We start from the raw sequence: 18,174 nt of genomic DNA on the forward strand, positions 1-18,174 counted from the left end.
CACCGCTTACGAAACGAGTTCTTCCGGATCTTTCGGCAGTACGGGTGCTGTCGGTCGCGCATCAATACGCGTCACCAGCAGCTGGTCAATGCGGTAACTGTCGATATCCACCACTTCAAACTTAAAGCCATGGAACTTCACGAAGTCGGTGCGTTTTGGGATCTTACGCAGCATAAACATCATAAAGCCACCGATAGTCTCGTAATTACCTGACTGCGGGAATTCGTCGATATGCAACACGCGCATAACGTCATCAATAGGCGTACCGCCCTCAACCAGCCATGAGTTCTCATCACGCGCGACAATCTGCTCTTCCATTCCCTGACCGACCAGATCGCCCATCAACGTCGTCATCACGTCGTTAAGGGTGATAATGCCCACCACCAGCGCATACTCGTTCATGATCACTGCGAAGTCTTCCCCGGCGGCTTTAAAGCTCTCCAGCGCTTCTGACAGCGTCAGCGTATCCGGCACGATCAGTGCCGAACGGATTTGCAGGCCGCTGTTCAACGTCATGCTCTGATTACCCAGTACGCGCAGCAACAGCTCTTTCGAGTCAACATAGCCGACGATATGGTCAATATCTTCATTACAGACCAGGAACTTCGAGTGCGGATGGCGGGCAATCTTTTCTTTCAGGCTGCTTTCATCTTCGTGCAGGTCGAACCACACCACGTTCTCACGTGATGTCATTGAAGAGGGCACGGTACGCGATTCCAGCTCAAAGACGTTTTCAATCAACTCATGCTCTTGCTTACGCAGCACCCCGGCCAGCGCACCGGCTTCGACTACCGCATAGATATCGTCAGAGGTGATGTCGTCTTTACGCACCAGCGGGATTTTGAACAGGCGGAAAAGGATGTTAGCCCCACCGTTAAAGAACCACACCAGCGGGCGGAACAGGAACAGACAGAAGCGCATCGGGTTGATGATTTTGAGCGCCATGGTTTCCGGCGCGATCATGCCCAGACGCTTGGGGAACAGATCGGCAAACAGGATAAACAGGCTGGTGACCAGCGTGAAAGAACAGACAAAGCTGATGCTCTCAGCCATTTCCGGCGTTGTCACACGTTCGAACAGCGTTCGGAAGGCCGGGGAAAACGCGGAATCACCGACAATACCCCCGAGGATCGCCACGGCATTCAGGCCAATCTGCACCACAGTAAAGAACATGCCAGGCGTTTCCTGCATCTTCAGTACGCGTTGTGCGTTGATATTGCCTTCGTCGGCCAGTAGCTTCAGTTTAATTTTGCGGGCAGCCGCCAGCGAGATTTCTGAAAGAGAGAAAAACGAGCTGATCGCAATCAGCAGCATGATGACAAGAAAGCTGTCTAACATAAAACATCCATTAGTTGGCTCGTCTCTGTGGGCAATCTGGAACACAATCGCGCAGACAAAGAAGGCCGGGTTAATCACTTGTCATTTTTGGCCTGGGCAGCGCGCAGTCAGTTTATCCTGCGATCATCACATCAGGGAGTGCAGCGATTCAGGGCTATCCGTGCCAAAAATGTCTGCGGTTCGGCTGGTGCCGGAGCAGAAGGGTAATCAGGCCGCGGAGCAGTCTGTGGGGAGATTATAGCTGTGGCATCGAGCGCTTACAATTGCGGCAACGATGTTCTGAGTGAGCAGGTATCCCGGAGCAGGAAATGGGTTGAGACTTGTCTGATACTGATACCACGTTACACTCCTTTTACGGCTAATCGCGATCTGTGTTGTAACGTAGCGTGACGTTGCAGGAAATTTGCCTTAGGTTCGGGTTGATCGCGCGTAAATAATAAGTAAGGTGATGCGCATGCATTACCTTTGAACTGAACCATTCGCGAACTATTTTTACCAGAGTAAGCCCAGTGGATTGCGGGCTGGCAATAAAAACGGGAGTAAGCGTGCCACGAATTCATGTGTATTGCATGTCTTGTCTGCTGATCGTCGCGCCTGTTACTCAGGCTGCGAATGTTCGTTTGCAGGTCACAGGGTTATCCGGGGAATTACAGAAGAACGTCAGGGCGCGTTTGTCCACCATTACCAATGACGAAGTCACCTCTGACGGTCGCTTTCGTGCACGCGTCAGCGATGCGGTGAAAGAGGGGCTGAAGGCGCTGGGCTACTACGAACCGCAGATCGATTTCGAACTGCAGCCACCGCCTGCTGGCGGAAAACGGCAGGTGTTACTGGCGAAAGTTACGCCAGGTGAACCGGTGAAGATTGCCGGAGAAACGGTGATCCTGCGTGGCGGTGCCCGAACGGATGAAGACTACCAAAAGCTGGTGCGGGACGGTAAACCCAAACTGGGCACCGTGCTTAATCACAGTGACTACGATAAGTTTAAAAGCTCCCTGAGCAACATGGCGCTGCGTAAAGGCTACTTTGACGGTGATTACCGCAAAAGCCAGCTGGGCGTCTCCGTTGAACGGCGTGAGGCATTCTGGGATCTCGATTATGACAGTGGCCAGCGTTACCGCTTTGGCGAGGTCAGCTTCGAAGGTTCGCAGATCCGCGACGACTACCTGCAAAACCTCGTGCCATTTAAAAAGGGCGATTACTACAATTCGCGTGATTTAGCCGAACTTAACCGACGTTTGTCCGCAACCGGATGGTTTAACTCGGTTGTCGTTGCTCCTGAATTTGACAAAGGACGCGAGAGCAAGATGCTGCCGCTGCATGGCGTCGTTTCGCCGCGCACCGAGAACACCATTGAAACCGGCGTTGGTTACTCGACGGACGTCGGCCCGCGCGTCAAAGCAACATGGAAAAAGCCCTGGGTAAATGATCGGGGGCACAGTTTCAGCACCAGCGCGAACATCTCTGCGCCGGAGCAGCAGTTAGATTTCAGCTATAAAATGCCATTGCGTAAAAGCCCGCTGGAGCAGTATTACCTGTTGCAGGGCGGTCTGAAACGCACCGATCTTAACGATACCAAAGCAGACTCCACTACGCTCGCAGCCTCACGCTACTGGGACAGTTCCAGCGGCTGGCAGCGTGCCGTCAACCTGCGCTGGAGTCTCGACCACTTTACCCAGGGCAGCGTGACCAACACCACGATGCTGATTTACCCGGGCGTCAGCGTTAACCGTACCCGATCACGGGGTGGTCTGATGCCGACCTGGGGTGATTCACAGCGTTACTCGCTGGATGTCTCTGATACCACCTGGGGATCGGATATCGACTTCGCCGTGATTCAGGCTCAGAACGTCTGGATCCGCACATTGCAGGATAAACACCGCTTTGTCGTGCGTGGCAATCTTGGCTGGATTGAAACCAATGATTTCGAAAAAGTCCCGCCGGACCTGCGCTTCTTCGCCGGGGGTGACCGCAGTATTCGTGGCTACAAATACAAAGGCATCTCCCCACGTGATGATGAAGGCAAGCTGACCGGGGCATCAAAACTTGCCACCGGTTCGCTGGAGTACCAGTACAACGTCACGGGTAAATGGTGGGGGGCGGTGTTTGTTGATTCGGGTGAAGCGGTTAACGACATCAAGCAGAGTAATTTCAAAACCGGTGCGGGTTTTGGCGTGCGCTGGCAGTCGCCGGTCGGGCCGATCAAAGTGGACATTGCCCGCCCGATTGGTGATCAAAACGATCGGGATATTCAGTTTTACATTGGGTTGGGGCCTGAACTATGAAGTGGTGGAAAAAGGGCCTGATTGGCATTCTGATTTTTATTGTGCTGCTGTTTGGCGGCGTTGCCTTCTTACTCGGCACCACCACTGGCCTGCATCTGGTGCTGAACGGTGCCGCGCGCTGGGTGCCGGGGCTGGATATCCAGCAGGTGAAAGGCGGCTGGCGTGATTTGACCCTGAGCGGCGTGAAGTATGAGATGCCGGGCGTAACGGTCAATGCCGGTGAGTTTCATCTGGCTCTGCGCCTGGGCTGCCTGAAACAGAGCGCGCTCTGCGTTAACGATCTCTCTCTGAAGGACGTTAGCGTGGTGGTGGACAGCAAAAAGATGCCCCCTCCGGCGAATCCGCCAGTAGAAGAAGAGAGCAGCGCGGGGGATATCAGCACGCCGTACCCGCTCACACTCAGCAGGCTGGCCCTGCATAACATCAACCTTAAAATCGACGACACCGCCATTTCGCTGGCAGATTTCACCAGCGGGCTGCACTGGCAGGGCCGTGCAATGACGCTGACTCCGACCCATATTCAGGGACTGTTGATTGCGCTGCCGAAAGCTGTGAACGTCGCCAATGAACAGGTTGTACAACCGAAAGTTCAGCAACCTGCCGTCAATGAAGCGCCGCTGGGTGAAACGCTGAAAGCGATGTTTGATAAACCTTTGCTGCCTGACCTGCCCGCGTTTACGTTGCCGCTGGATGTGGACGTGCAGGAAGTGCTCGGTGAGCAGCTGCGCATCACGGGCGATACCGATATTGCGGTAGAGCGACTGCTACTGAAAGCGAAAACCGAAAATAACCAGCTACAGCTGCTGGCGCTGGATGTCGACTCGCCGCAGGGCCAGCTGAATGCCCAGGGCCAGGCGACATTGAGCGGTAACTGGCCGGTCAACTTCACCCTCTACAGCCAGCTTAACGTCGATCCGATCAAAGGTGAGAAGATCAAAATGACGCTGGGTGGGGGCCTGCGCGATACGCTGACTCTGGGGCTGAATCTCTCCGGGCCGGTTCGCGCGCAACTGGATGCCGATACACAACTTGCCGAAGCGGGTTTACCGCTCAATATGACGCTGCACAGTCCGCAACTGCGCTGGCCGCTGGATGGACAGGCGCAGTATCAGGCCGATAATTTCAACTTCAGCTTTAAAGGCAAAGCCACTGACTACGTGATGTCCCTGAAAGCGGCACTCCAGGGGCAGGGCATTCCACCTGCCACACTGACGCTGAATGGCAAAGGGAACGTCGAGCAGTTCTCGCTGGACAAGCTGCGACTGGCTGCCTTGCAGGGGAATACCGACCTGACAGCACTGGTGGACTGGAGTAAAGCCATCAGCTGGCGCAGTGAGCTGACGCTATCCGGGATTAATACGGCAAAACAGTATCCGGACTGGCCCGCGAAGCTGGACGGTAAAATCACCACGCGGGGCAGCCTGTACGGCGGTAGCTGGCAGATGCGTGTGCCGGAGCTGAAGCTCAAGGGTAACGTACGTAATAACGCGGTCAGTGCTGACGGAACACTGTACGGCAACAGTTACAGCCAGTGGGATATTCCCGGTATTAAGCTGGTGCTGGGACGTAACAACGTCAATCTGAAAGGGTCGCTGGGCGATAAACTGAACCTGGATGCCGACATTGATGCGCAGCATCTGGATAATGCCCTGCCGGGCCTTGGCGGGGTTGCCAAAGGGACAATCCGTGCCCGTGGAGACCTGACAACGCCACAGCTGCTGGCCGACCTGACCGCCACCGGGCTGCGCTGGCAGGCGATGCGCATTGGCCGTATCAAACTGGAAGGGGACGTCAGTTCAGGTGAACAGATTCAGGGCAAACTGAAACTGCGTGTTGAACAACTGAAGCAGGACGCGCTGGCGGTGAATCTGCTGACGCTGGATGCCAGCGGCACGGAAAAACAGCATCAGCTTAAGCTGAACGTGCAGGGCGAACCGGTTTCCGGCCAGTTAGCGCTCAGCGGTAGCTTCGACCGAGCTGAACAACGCTGGAAGGGGAACCTGAATAACACCCGCTTTGACACCCCGGTGGGGGAATGGCGCTTAACGCGCGCCATCGCGCTGGATTACCTCAATGCGAAACAGACCGTCAGTATCGGCGCACACTGCTGGCAGAATCCTAATGCCGAGTTGTGCGTACCCACGACGATTGAAGCCGGGCCATCAGGCCATGCGCGCGTAGTGCTCAATCGTTTTAATCTGGCGATGATCAAGCCCTTTATGCCTGAAGCTACACAGCTTACCGGGCTGTTCAGCGGCGATGCCGATGTCGCCTGGACTGCAGATGGCGCGCTGCCAACGGGACGCGTATCCCTGAAAGGGAATGGCGTGAAAGTGGAGCAGGATGTACAGGGCAATACGCTACCCGTCGCCTTCAGTACGCTGAACCTGAATGCGGCACTGAAAAATGGTCGTGCTCAGCTCGACTGGCTGATCCGCATTGCGAATAATGGTCAACTGGATGGCAATGTACAAATTGCCGATCCCGAGGGGCGGCGCACCCTGTCCGGTAACGTCAATATCACCAGCCTGTCGCTGGCGATGCTGAACCCGGCACTGATGAAGGGGGAGAAAATTACCGGGGTGCTGAACAGTAACCTGCGCCTGGGCGGTAATCTGCAAAAACCGCAGGTCTTTGGCCAGCTGGGACTGCGAGGCGTTGACGTGGAAGGCAGCTTTATGCCGGTTGACCTCACCACCGCTAACCTGACAATGGCCTTCAATGGCATGAGTTCGACGCTCCAGGGCGTGATTCAGACTTCCCAGGGGCAAATCGCTCTTAACGGTGATGCCGACTGGAATCAACTTGATGCCTGGCGTGCACGCATTGCGGCGAAGGGCGATAAAGTGCGTGTGACGGTGCCGCCGATGGTGCGGATGGACGTGTCACCGGACCTGGTGTTTGAAGCCACGCCGGACCTGTTCAATCTGGATGGTCGCGTGGATATTCCCTGGGCACGCATCACCGTGCAGGAAGTGCCAGAAAGTGCCGTGGGCGTCTCCTCCGATGAAGTGCTGTTGGATAAAGATCTGAAACCTGTTGCGCCGAAAACCAGCGGCATTCCGATCAACAGTAATCTTATCATCCACGTTGGCAACGATGTGCGCCTGAGCGCCTTTGGTTTGAAAGCGAAACTGAACGGCGATCTGAAACTGGCGCAGGATAAACGGGGTCTGGGACTGAATGGTCAGATCAATATTCCATCGGGCCGCTTCCATGCCTACGGTCAGGACCTGATCGTCCGTAAAGGTGAGCTGCAATTCTCCGGCCCACCGGACCAGCCGTATGTGAATATTGAAGCGATTCGTAACCCGGAAGCCACCGAAGATGATGTGACGGCCGGGGTGCGTGTGACCGGGCTGGCAGACGAGCCTAAGGTGGAAATCTTCTCAGACCCGGCGAAATCACAGCAGGAAGCACTCTCTTATCTGCTGCGTGGCCAGGGATTAGGGGCGACCGGCAGCGACAGTGATGCATTAACTTCAGCCCTGGTAGGATTGGGGGTTGCACAAAGTGGTCAGGTTGTGGGTAAAATTGGCGAGACTTTTGGTGTCAGTAACCTGGCGCTGGATACTGCAGGGGTTGGCGACAGCCAGCAAGTGCAGGTCAGCGGCTATGTGCTGCCGGGTCTACAGGTAAAATACGGTGTTGGCATATTTGATTCACTGGCGACGTTAACGCTGCGTTACCGCCTGATGCCCAAACTCTATTTGGAAGCCGTGTCTGGTATTGATCAGGCACTGGATGTGCTCTATCAGTTTGAGTTCTAGCAATGCGAATAATTGTCTATGGTAGCCTGCGGCGTAAGCAAGGTAACAGTCACTGGATGACGAACGGGCAGTGGCTGGGCGATCATCAGATCGACGGCTATGCACTTTACAATCTTGGTCATTACCCGGGAGTCGTGGCGGGTGAAGGGCAGGTCTATTGTGAGGTTTACCGGATTGATGCATCAACACTGGGCGAACTGGATGCGCTCAGAACCAAAGGCGGTGAATACAAGCGCGAGCTGTTAAAAACCCCTTACGGTAGTGCCTGGCTGTACGTTTATCAGCGTGCCGTCACGGGCAAAAAGCGTATCACCAGCGGTGACTGGCTGCTGCGAGATGCAGAGTAGTTGCCGATTTTTCGATGGTTCACACTATACAAGCCGCCTTCTTTGAAGGCGGCTTTGTTTTTTTGAACCATAATGTTGTTAAATCCTCACTGTTAACCTTTATCTTATGTCATGCTTACATTATTCTATTACGCGTTCACTTATTATAAATAATAAGTGTGTATTTTCTAAGTAATATCTTATTAAATTCTCATTGAAATTATTCTCTTTTGCAGGGGTTGGGCGTCTTTGTGGTTTTAATTCCTGAATTTAGGTGCTCATATGGAGTAATATTTTGTTTGGCCGTTTTTCGTAGTTATATTATTGTCATTTCTGATTTTTTGTTTATTATCCACCCCCTTGGTTGTTGTTTTATTTATTCCTTTAATCGTTATCATATTGCGTTATTATGAGAACTAATTGACGTATTTAAGTGATGGTAATGATTTAATGTGCCATTTTTAATGTCTTTCCATTGTCATTTATCGGAAAAGGAACATCCAACGAATGAGCGTGGCGAAAAGAGAGTTTTTGCCATTGTTTGTAAAGAAGGTCATGTCTGCCCATATCGGGCTGAGTAATGACCGAAACCCATAGTATATAAAGGATTATCTAATATGAAAAAGATGACCACTCTTGCTGTATTGATTGTTGGTGCCATTGCTTCAGGGCAGGCGCTGGCGGGTGGAAGTGCAACGCTTGACGTTAAAGCGACCATCGTGCCTGGTGCTTGTAATGTCGTACTTCCTTCCGCTTCACTGGACTGGGATAATATTGACCCGGCCTCGCTGCACCATGAGCTGTTCACTGAGTTACCGGCGAAGCAGCTGACGCTGAATGTAAATTGCCCGGCAAAAATGATGTTCGCCGTCAAAGCCATTGATAATGCAACGAAGGGTGTTAGACCTATAGGTCCCGATCCATCACTGAGCGACAGCTATTTTGACTTCACGTCGGTCTCTGAGAAAAATGCGCCTGTCGGTGGCTATAGCATTAAAGCACTGACCGCGGGCAGTACCTCTGATCAAACCAAAGCAACGGCATTAGTCACCTTCAAAAATGGCAAGTGGAATGAAAAGCCTGCCAATGCAGATTACGCATACTTCCCTTCTTCCGCTCTCGGTAATGATGCTGCGCTGGATATTAGCACCAGTGATAGCAAGACTAAATATCTTCGTGATAGCGCCATGAATAAATCATTTGCATTAGAAATTCGTCCATGGATTGCCCCGGTCTCTGAACCTGCGTGGGGAAATGACGTTGACCTGAAAGGCAGCGCCACGTTTGAAGTTGTTTATATTTAACTGAAGTTGCCACCGGCAGTACTGTTCACTGTTACAAGCCAGAGTCAGTCATGCCGGTGGCTTTTTATAGAATTCATGGATGAATGCTATGTTGATCAAACTTTTTCGGCTATGCCTGTCAATATTTTCATTAGTGGTTATCTTTCCTTCCTGCGCGGTGATGCAGCCTAAAACGTCATTGGTGTTAATTCAGGAGGGGGCGGGTGGCGGCAGTATTAACGTCACCAATACCGATGATAAGGACGCATTGTTGTACGTTAAGGTCATTGATCTGCCTGATGATAAATTTCCCCAGTTGATTGTGACGCAACCTGTAATGCGCGTGGCGGCAGGCCAGACTCAGCGAGTCCGTTTTGTCTTAACCAGCGATCGTCCGCTCACCACCGAACATATAAAGCGTGTGACATTTGAAGGTATTCCTCTCACCACCGGGGAGAGTAATAGTGTCAACATCAGCGTACGGCAGAATCTGCCCGTGATTATTCATCCTGACGGGTTGGCGAAAAATAACGCGCCCTGGAAAAATTTACAGTGGCGGGTCAAACAGGAAAAGCTAACGATACATAATCCAGGTGCCTGGGTGGTCAGATTAGCGCCCAGCTTCCTCCTGATGCCTGTCAATACAAAAGTGGCGCTGGACAAGAGCTACATTCTACCGGGGGAAACCCTCTCCGTGGCGTTTTCTGATAAACAAGCGCTGGCAAAAGCCACCAACGTCCGCATTGATACCGTTTCACAGTATGGGTATGAGGTTGGCAATGTCGAGCTTCCCATCAGCCACGGGGATTAACCTGTGTCGTGTTCTTACCGCTTTACCTCAAACAAATTATGCCACTGCGCGCTGCTCACGGCGGGTGCCCTGACACCGACTTACCTTTGCGCGCAGGAAAAAAATGAACATCCTCAGCAGCAGCAAAAAGTTCAGCGCTCCTCCGACTCTCCCGCCGTTCCGGTTCTCCATGAATCTGTTACTGAAAGGATCCTCAAAGCCAGGGGCATTGACCCGGCTTTACTGACCCTTCTCGACAACTCATCACGATTTCCCGCCGGGCCCGCGCTGGTGGATATCAGCGTTAACGGTGAGTTTCGTGGCGCCTTCGATGTCGTGTTTAACCCGAAGGGGGGATTGTGCTTTACCCCTGAGTTGCTTAATCAGCTGGGGTTAAAGCTGCCCAACAGTGACCCTTTGCCTGATACGGACTGTTTTGACTGGGTACAGCAGGATCCTGCTATCAACATTCGTTTTGATACCCAAAATCTTTCCGCCAGCATTGTGGTGCCGGAAGCTGTGTTGCAGCCGCAGTACAAAGAGATTACGGGTGAGTCCGGGGGAATGGGAGCACTGCTGAACTATAACTATTTCAGCTCGGTGAACCGGAATGCCGGCACACTGAATCGCTATAGCTTTCTGACGCTGGAAGATGGTTTCAATATCTCTAACTGGATGGTACGCAGCTGGCAGCAGTTTAGTCAGCAGGATGGAAAGCTCAGTTCTGATATGAACTCACTGTATGCAGAACGGACCTTTGAACGCTGGCAGAAGCGCTTCCAGATCGGGCAAATTGGTGTCAGTAATACGCTGTTCGAGCTGGGTGATATTAATGGCATCCAGATCATCCCGGATGAGGGATTCCAGCAGGAGGGTGAAACTCAGGGAGTTGTTGAAGGTATTGCTAACACACCTCAGGCGCGGGTAGAAGTGCGCCAGTACGGTATGCTGATCTACAACACACTGGTGCCTGCCGGGCCATTTCGCTTAGATCGCATTCCGCTAAAAAACCTTAATAGCGACCTGGACATTACCGTGCTGGAAACCAACGGTCAGCGACAGCAGTTTACCGTCCCTGCTAACCGAATGAGGGGGGTAAACCCTCGTGGTATGCAGGGCTTTTCTCTCGCCACGGGCACGCTTCGCTCTATTGGCGGGGGCGGGTCGGGGGCGCCACGCTTACTCACTATGAATCAGAACTGGCGACCGCTGGGGCGCTTACTGGCACAGACTGGCCTGCTGATGTCGGACAAATATCAATCCGTCGCGTTGTCGGTGGGGCAACAGGTGGCACAGGGGTTGCAGCTTGCTGCGCAAATGACGGCGGCCAATGACCGCTATCACGGAGCACGGAGTGCGCGGCTGTCGCTGTCGGCAGATTACCTGATTACTGAAGCCTTTTCGATCGGTGGTAGCGTCAGTAAAAGCACGCCCTCGTACGCCTCACTCAATCAGGCCAGTATGCCGACCCAGGATTATTACGATAAAGATAATACGCAGTACACGCTTTCAGCCAGCTGGGCGACGCCGAGGTTCGGCACTTTTTCCGTTAGTCACGCGGAAAGCACCAGCTTTGGCAAAGCCATGTCGACGACGCGTTACAATATGATGAGCTGGGGCACCAACATTAAAAAGATGCTACTGACGGTGAGTTTTTCCCACAGCACGGGCATATATCAAAGCAATAAACAGTTGTCGGTTAACGCCAGCCTTCCTTTAGGCAAGCAATACGTCAACAGCTATTACCGTAGCTCAAGAAAGCGTAGCCAGTTAGGCAGCGAGATCAGCGGTCCTGTTAACCGTGACGTGGGTTACAACCTGTCAACAGAGCGGGATTTGAAACAGCATAACCAGTCAGTGCAAGGGGGGCTCAGTGCCAACCTGCATTACACCAATCTTTCTGCATCGGCAGGGCACAGCGGCAATCATTCCAGCAACTACTCCGTAAGCGGTAGCGGTGGCATCGCCATGGTGGGTAAAAATATCCTGTTCTCCCCCCTCCCTGTCGGACAGACCTTTGGCATGATCGCTATGAATGAAAGGCTGGCAAACGTGGCGATCAGCACGCCCGGGGGCACCACCTGGACGGACTGGCGGGGTCTGGCGCTGGTGCCTCAGCTTCCGGCGTGGCGGCCCGGAAACCTTGATCTGAATACGGAAACATTGCCGAAAAAATCGGATGTTAATAACGGGCACCACACCGTCACACTTGCGCGGGGAAGCGTGAAGCGCATTAACTACACAGTGTTGACCAGTCGGCGTGTACTGCTGGATCTTACCCTGAGCGATGGTACCCCGTTGCCGCGTGGCAGTAAGGTGATGGACCACCAGGGTGAGATGTTGACCATAGCCATCGACAATGGGCTGATCTACCTGAATAACTCACCCGAGAAAGCCACACTGCTGATTGATGTGGCAGGGCGCAATAAGCGCTGCAGCTTCACCTATCAGCTGGACGATCAGCCAGAGGATGGCGGTCCCTATCAGAAAATGAGCGGTGTCTGCATTTAGCTTGTGACCTGTGTCTTAAAAAGGAATTGTGCAATGGAACTGAAAAGAATGCTTTCCGGTATCACCCTGCTAACGGGGATGGTGCTCAGTACTGCGGTTCCCGCCAGCACCCAGGCCACGTTGCAGATACGAGGTACTATTCAGCCCGCCTCCTGTGATATTCATTTTGATGGCGGGGGCATACTCGACTGGCAGCAGATTAGCGCTGCCAGCCTCTCATCCTCCAAATCCACCCCACTGGCGACGAAGAATATTAAGCTGAATATCAGCTGCGAAACGCCCACGCTGTTTGCCGTGAGGGCCAGAGATATCGCTGAAAAAGCCGGGGAAGCGAAGATTGACGGAAAAGCGGCTGAGACCAGTTTCAGCCTCGGAGCTACCGAAGCGGGAAAAAATATCGGTGCATACCGCATCCATACCCCGGCGGACAGGTCCATGGTGGACGGGCATCCTATGCAGAAACTCACCCTCTCGGCCGATGAAGGAAAAAGCTGGGCAGAGGCGAAGGGAAGCGTGCTGTGGAAGTATCAGGGAGAGGAGCTTGTGTCTTTCACCTCCGATATGTTGCGGGTGCCGATCCCGGCAAAAAATGTGGTCTTTGATATCAATGTCACCCCCTGGGTCGTCGCCCTTGATACCCTTGGAACATCGGATGAAGTGACGATTGCCGGCAGTGCAACCTTCGATATTGTATATCTCTGATGGCTTTCATCATCCGTAGTTGCAAATCCTGGTCTGTGGGTCAATACATACTGTGTAGCCTGCTGGCGCTGTCCATCGCACATCCGGCGGGGGCGGTGATGAAGCCTGAAACCTCTATGATCATGATTAATGAAGAGGCAGAAGGCGGAAGCCTGAACGTTACCAATACCGCAGACTACGAGGCACTGCTGTATGTGAAGGTCTACAGCCTGCCGGACGATCCCCAGCCTCAGCTGCTGGTGACCCAGCCGGTGACCAGGCTGGCAGCGGGGCAGACCCAGCGGCTACGCTTCTTACTGCACAGCCGGGGGCCGCTCAAGACCGAGCATATGAAGCGGGTGATTCTGGAAGGGATCCCACTACAAGCACTGAGCGGCAAGAATACGGTGGGCTTGAGCCTCAGGCAGGACCTCCCGATCATTATTCATCCTGCCGGTCTGCCAATGAAGTCAGATCCCTGGGAAGCATTGAAATTTTCGGAAACGAGTGGTGTGTTAACCATCGCTAACCCCAGTCGTTATGTGGTGCGGCTGTCGCAGACCGTCGTGCTGTTGCCCTCGATGAACAATATCATGCTGAGTAAAAGCTATATTCTTCCCGGCGAAACGCTGACCGTTAAGGGCCAGGATGCTGCTGCTCTGAAAAACAGCAAGCAGATCCAAATCCAGAGCCTGTCAAAATATGGCTATGTCGCGGGTTTGTTTATACAACCGCTGGAGCATCAAGGTTAATTTCTCTGCTGCATCGCCAGCTTTCAACGGGAAACACATGAAGGAACGGAAAATGGACTGTAGGAAACGTTCGCGCCCGCACCGCCGTCAAGGGATGCGTCTGATGGCGGTCAGTCTACTGCTATGTTCAGGGTGGGTTCAGGCTGAATGTCGCATCAGCACGGGCACGGGGATGCTGGATTATGGCCGGATAAATACCCAGGTCACACGAGGCCCTGATGGGAAACATCACCTGACATCGCGTGCAGCCGTATTCAGGGTGGAGTGCGATGAACCCCGGAAAATTCGACTGGCTTTCACTGACATTAGCGGCAGTCAGCGGCAGTTCGCCTTTGGTCGCGACGGTGAACTTGAGGCAGATATTTCTGCGCTGATGCTGGACGATCGTGCGACGGCTTACCGCGATCTCTCTTCACTCGCAGGGCAAAAGAGTGACGTTAGCCGACAAACAGGCACGCTGCTGCCAGGAAGTGAGATCGAGATTGTCGACGCGGGGCGCCATTTAAACTTTATTGTGACGTTGCATCCTGTGTTCACGGACCAGCTCTTTGCTCTCCAGGATGATTATCGGCCGGGGAACGACATTACGGTATCGATTATCGAATAGCGGAGAAGCGGGATAAAAAAACACCGCCGTGGCGGTGTTTTTTCGGCGTCAGTGGAAGAGAATCTTCACTGGCGCGAGCTGTGCCGGAAGATTATTTCTTCGCAGCGCGTTCGAAGGAGGAAACGATTTCCGCTTTAGCGGCTTCTACGCCTTCCCAGCCGTCAACCTTAACCCATTTGCCTTTTTCCAGCGCTTTATACTGCTCGAAGAAGTGGGTGATCTGGCCGCGCAGCAGTTCTGGCAGGTCGTTCACATCCTGGATGTGCTCGTACTCTTTGCTCAGTTTGCTGTGTGGAACCGCAACAACTTTGGCATCTTCGCCAGATTCGTCGGTCATTTTCAGCACGCCAACCGGACGGCAGCGGATCACAGAGCCAGGCTGTAACGGGTAGGGTGTTGGCACCAGGACGTCAACCGGGTCACCATCCAGAGACAGGGTGTGGTTGATGTAACCGTAGTTGCACGGATAGAACATCGCTGTCGCCATGAAACGGTCAACGAACAGTGCGCCAGTCTCTTTGTCGACTTCGTATTTGATTGGAGAGGCATTTGCCGGGATCTCGATTACGACATAGATATCATCTGGCAGGTCTTTACCCGCTGGTACCAGGTTCAAGCTCATTATGAATTCCTTCAATCATCTTAGGTTGAGTGCCGGGTATTATAGCCAGGTCATCTTCAAAGTACCTTCCTTTTTCCGCCTTTCAGATTGCTCCGTGCCGGGGCATCAATGACAGTGAAATGCTGCGCTATGCGATGCCCGGCTCACGATGATGGCTAATCCTCCACGTCGGGCTGGGGTATGGAATATTCACTCGGTGCAAAGGGGTGTGGCTCACCGTTGACCATGTTGAATTCAGAGACAATATAACGGCGTCTCATCTTCTTAGTGGGTGAGCGTAAAGCGATATCAACCCGCCTGGCGCCTGAGTTCGGGAACTTGTAATACGTTTCAGGAATGCAGAGCTGATCATTAGCAATTTTTAAAGCGGGGAATTCTCTGTTGAAGCCAGACATCTCCGGTGCACGACTCTCTCTGATCACCAGATAATGAGCATAATAGTCGCTGGCATTTTTAATCTGGAAACACACTCCGGCATTTGTCAGGGACACCTGTCCGAGCTCATTGGGGGGGCTGTAATGGCCCATCCACCCGCAGCCGGTAAGAAGCGAGGCAATCAGGGCGGGAAACAGCACTTTTTTTATTGTCATCACAGGCTCCACGGAAAGGCTCGCAGCGTATATTTATACTGTTTTAGTAACTCATCATCGGATAAATCATCACTGTTAGTACAACCCCTGTTTGTTTTCCAGTAAGCACGGCCATTGAACTGCGTAAGTAGATAATAATCTCCAATAATCTGTGCCTGCTGCTCCATACCGTAAGTGCTAAGTGGCCAGCTGTCTAAAGCATATTCATACTTTGCCATCCAACTGACCAGGCCCCGTAATTTGACCTTCATGCCGTGCTGGTACTGCCATACGTGTGACAGTTCATGGATAAAAGTATGCTGCCTTCTTATATCGGCTTTAGAAAAATCAGGGCTGTATTCATCTCGAAAGTACATTTCTCCATTGGGTGACATAGAGACCCGCTTGAGTTGCAGACCAAAAGGCAAGTAACTGCCTTTATGGATCCACACTTTCGGGTAGATGATCGTGTCGCGAAAAATTTCCTTCGCCATATTAATCTCGCCCAATGTCATCAGGCGCAGACTGCCGCCCTTAGTATCATTATCAAACATACAAATCCCTTGGTGTGTTTGTGGTTATTTCCCATGCAGCATAGCAAATGTCTGTTTTGCTAAAAATTCTACAATCTGTGATTTTCTTAGTGCGATGACATGACACTTGCCTGGAGTCTCTTTTCGCCACTGAACAAGATGAGGGCTGTCAGGGGATTAATTTGGTTTATTCATCATTGTTAAATCATTTCTCTGGTTTTACATGGATCTAATCCATCATCGTCTGTATTTTCCTTCAGGGTCATTTCCCTTCTGACGTTTGTCCACAATAAAAGCGTTGAAGCGCCCTTAATTCACGCTTACGGGTTCCCTGTTCTGGATCAATTTAATCTTTATTATGGTTAAAGCTGGGTAATGTTATTGCCGATAACATGGTCGATTTAGGGACCAGGAATGACCAGGCTTAACACTATCGGGAAATGATCATGCTTAAGAGAATCTCAATACGTACGGGTTTATTGGCGCTGCTTGCCATGATGACGCTGCTGCTTTTAGTGGTGAGTGTCATGGGCATTATCGCGATTCAAAAGGGCAATCGCTCACTGGATGTGATCAACCGCATTCAGGGCATTGAGTTGAACGCACTGTATATGAGTAACGGCAACCTATTGCGCACCCGCGCCACCGCGGCGCTGGCCATACGTAAAATGGAAATCGGCCTGCCGGACGAAGCGGAAAAAATAGCCACACGTTCCGCCAGTTACGTGGTTTTATCGCAGCAGGAGCTGAAACGATTCATTGATGCCGGAACCGTCACTGAACACGGCAGAATTCTGGCGGAAGCCGTAGTGGCAACCCATGAAGATTACCTGGTTAATGGCATCACGCCAATGATGGCGGCGCTGCAAAAACAGAGCGTGGATGATTACTACAGCGTTCTGGAAGGAAACCTCTCCGACCTTGCAGGCAAATTCTCTGGCGCAGTATCGGCTTTTGGTGCTTATGCCGACGACGTCAGCGCAACACAGATGGCGCAGGCCGCGCGTAACCAAACCATGATGACCGTTCTGATTCTGGTGAGCGGCGCGCTGACACTGCTGCTGGTGGCGCTGGCATGGATGATTTTGCGCATACTGCTCCTGAAGCCGCTGGATCAGGCTATCAGGCATCTTGAGCATGTGGCGGGTGGCGATCTGACGCAGCCCGTGCCGGAAAGCGGTGACAACGAGTTGGGCCGATTAAATGCCGCACTGGGAACGATGCAGCAGTCGCTACAGCATTCGGTTGGTCTGGTGCGCGATGCCAGTCTGCAAATCGATATCGGCAGCCGCGAACTCGCCTCGGGCAACCTCAATCTCTCCCAGCGAACTGAAGAGTCTGCGGCATCGCTGGAACAGACGGCGGCGAGCATGGAGCAGTTAACCGCCACGGTGAAGCAGAATGCAGATAACGCCCAACAGGCACATCTGCTGGCGCGTGCTGTTTCTGATACCGCCGATCGCGGGGCAGAAGTAGTGTGTTACGTGATGGAGAAAATGGGGGAAATCTCTAACAGCTCGCAGCGTATTGGCGACATTCTCGGTGTGATTGATGGCATCGCCTTCCAGACGAATATCCTGGCGCTGAACGCTTCTGTTGAAGCGGCACGCGCGGGTGAGCAGGGACGCGGTTTTGCCGTTGTCGCCACCGAGGTACGTAACCTGGCCCAGCGCAGTGCAACGGCGGCGAAGGAAATCCGTACGCTGATTAGTGAGTCGCAGATTCGCGTCAACGAAGGTTCTGATATGGCGACCAAAGCGGGTGAAACCATGGATGAAATCTCGACGGAAGTGATGCGAGTCACCACGTTGATGAAAGAGATCTCCAGCGCTTCGCAGGAACAGAGTCGCGGTATTGAACAGGTGAACCAGGCGGTGACGCAGATGGATGAAGTCGCGCAGCAGAATGCCGCGCTGGTGGAAGAAGCGGCCGCCGCAACGCAGTCGCTGGAAGAGCAGTCCCAGCAGCTGGTGCAAACCATGGCGGTATTTAAGGTCACTCAGGCGGCATAAATCGTTGGGGGCGGCCGCTTTTCTAGTCGTTTCCCCAAAAGAAAGGGCGGACCCGAAAAAGAAGGTCCGCCCCTACGCTTTGGTCAGTCGAAATC

General features: G+C 52.8%; 14 protein-coding genes. 10 read left to right on the forward strand and 4 right to left on the reverse strand.

The window, feature by feature from the left end; all coding sequences use genetic code 11:
* Positions 1-6: 6 nt before the first annotated feature.
* Complete coding sequence (gene paeA / locus FVB43_RS16575) at positions 7-1,338, reverse strand: polyamine export protein PaeA (RefSeq protein WP_133842539.1); 1,332 nt, start codon at positions 1,336-1,338, stop codon at positions 7-9.
* 569 nt (positions 1,339-1,907) lie between these two features.
* Here paeA and tamA point away from each other — a divergent pair.
* From tamA to FVB43_RS16620, 9 genes are all read left to right on the forward strand, one after another.
* A complete protein-coding gene (tamA, locus tag FVB43_RS16580; protein ID WP_171149281.1) occupies positions 1,908-3,623 on the forward strand; it encodes an autotransporter assembly complex protein TamA in 1,716 nt (571 codons plus the stop codon).
* Positions 3,620-7,393 carry an autotransporter assembly complex protein TamB gene (gene tamB, locus FVB43_RS16585; RefSeq protein ID WP_133842537.1) on the forward strand — a complete coding sequence of 1,258 codons (3,774 nt, stop codon included), beginning with the start codon at positions 3,620-3,622 and terminating at the stop codon, positions 7,391-7,393. The genes tamA and tamB overlap by 4 nt, the downstream gene beginning before the upstream one ends.
* A gap of 2 nt (positions 7,394-7,395) precedes the next feature.
* Positions 7,396-7,740 carry a gamma-glutamylcyclotransferase family protein gene (locus FVB43_RS16590; RefSeq protein ID WP_133842536.1) on the forward strand — a complete coding sequence of 115 codons (345 nt, stop codon included), beginning with the start codon at positions 7,396-7,398 and terminating at the stop codon, positions 7,738-7,740.
* A 596-nt stretch (positions 7,741-8,336) separates the two neighbouring features.
* Positions 8,337-9,023: a hypothetical protein gene (locus FVB43_RS16595; protein ID WP_167864330.1), complete on the forward strand. Its 687-nt coding sequence runs from the start codon at positions 8,337-8,339 to the stop codon at positions 9,021-9,023.
* 88 nt (positions 9,024-9,111) lie between these two features.
* On the forward strand, positions 9,112-9,813 hold the full coding sequence (locus FVB43_RS16600) for a fimbria/pilus chaperone family protein (protein ID WP_159336807.1): 702 nt from the start codon (positions 9,112-9,114) through the stop codon (positions 9,811-9,813).
* 3 nt (positions 9,814-9,816) lie between these two features.
* Entirely contained in the window at positions 9,817-12,303 is a 2,487-nt protein-coding gene (locus tag FVB43_RS16605) for a fimbria/pilus outer membrane usher protein (RefSeq protein WP_159336808.1), read from the forward strand.
* A 33-nt stretch (positions 12,304-12,336) separates the two neighbouring features.
* Entirely contained in the window at positions 12,337-13,005 is a 669-nt protein-coding gene (locus tag FVB43_RS16610) for a DUF1120 domain-containing protein (RefSeq protein WP_133842532.1), read from the forward strand.
* Positions 13,005-13,736 (forward strand): fimbria/pilus chaperone family protein, encoded by a 732-nt coding sequence (locus FVB43_RS16615; RefSeq protein ID WP_133842531.1) that lies wholly within the window; start codon positions 13,005-13,007, stop codon positions 13,734-13,736. The genes FVB43_RS16610 and FVB43_RS16615 overlap by 1 nt, the downstream gene beginning before the upstream one ends.
* Positions 13,737-13,788: 52 nt before the next feature.
* Positions 13,789-14,343 carry a DUF1120 domain-containing protein gene (locus tag FVB43_RS16620; RefSeq protein WP_133842530.1) on the forward strand — a complete coding sequence of 185 codons (555 nt, stop codon included), beginning with the start codon at positions 13,789-13,791 and terminating at the stop codon, positions 14,341-14,343.
* A gap of 91 nt (positions 14,344-14,434) precedes the next feature.
* Here FVB43_RS16620 and ppa read toward each other — a convergent pair whose 3' ends face one another.
* From ppa to FVB43_RS16635, 3 genes are all read right to left on the reverse strand, one after another.
* Positions 14,435-14,965, reverse strand: a complete 531-nt coding sequence (ppa, locus tag FVB43_RS16625; protein ID WP_133842529.1) for an inorganic diphosphatase — start codon at positions 14,963-14,965, stop codon at positions 14,435-14,437.
* A 155-nt stretch (positions 14,966-15,120) separates the two neighbouring features.
* The gene (locus FVB43_RS16630) at positions 15,121-15,555 is read right to left on the reverse strand and encodes a putative T6SS immunity periplasmic lipoprotein (RefSeq protein ID WP_133842528.1); all 435 of its coding nucleotides are present in this window, start codon (positions 15,553-15,555) and stop codon (positions 15,121-15,123) included.
* A complete protein-coding gene (locus FVB43_RS16635; RefSeq protein ID WP_133842527.1) occupies positions 15,555-16,088 on the reverse strand; it encodes a type IV secretion protein Rhs in 534 nt (177 codons plus the stop codon). The genes FVB43_RS16630 and FVB43_RS16635 overlap by 1 nt, the downstream gene beginning before the upstream one ends.
* A 425-nt stretch (positions 16,089-16,513) precedes the next feature.
* Between FVB43_RS16635 and FVB43_RS16640 the strand changes: the two genes are divergently transcribed.
* On the forward strand, positions 16,514-18,079 hold the full coding sequence (locus FVB43_RS16640) for a methyl-accepting chemotaxis protein (RefSeq protein WP_133842526.1): 1,566 nt from the start codon (positions 16,514-16,516) through the stop codon (positions 18,077-18,079).
* Positions 18,080-18,174 lie beyond the last annotated feature (95 nt).

The sequence above is a fragment of the Erwinia rhapontici genome (assembly GCF_012271765.1).
In the GTDB taxonomy this organism is placed as follows: Bacteria; Pseudomonadota; Gammaproteobacteria; order Enterobacterales; family Enterobacteriaceae; genus Erwinia; species Erwinia rhapontici.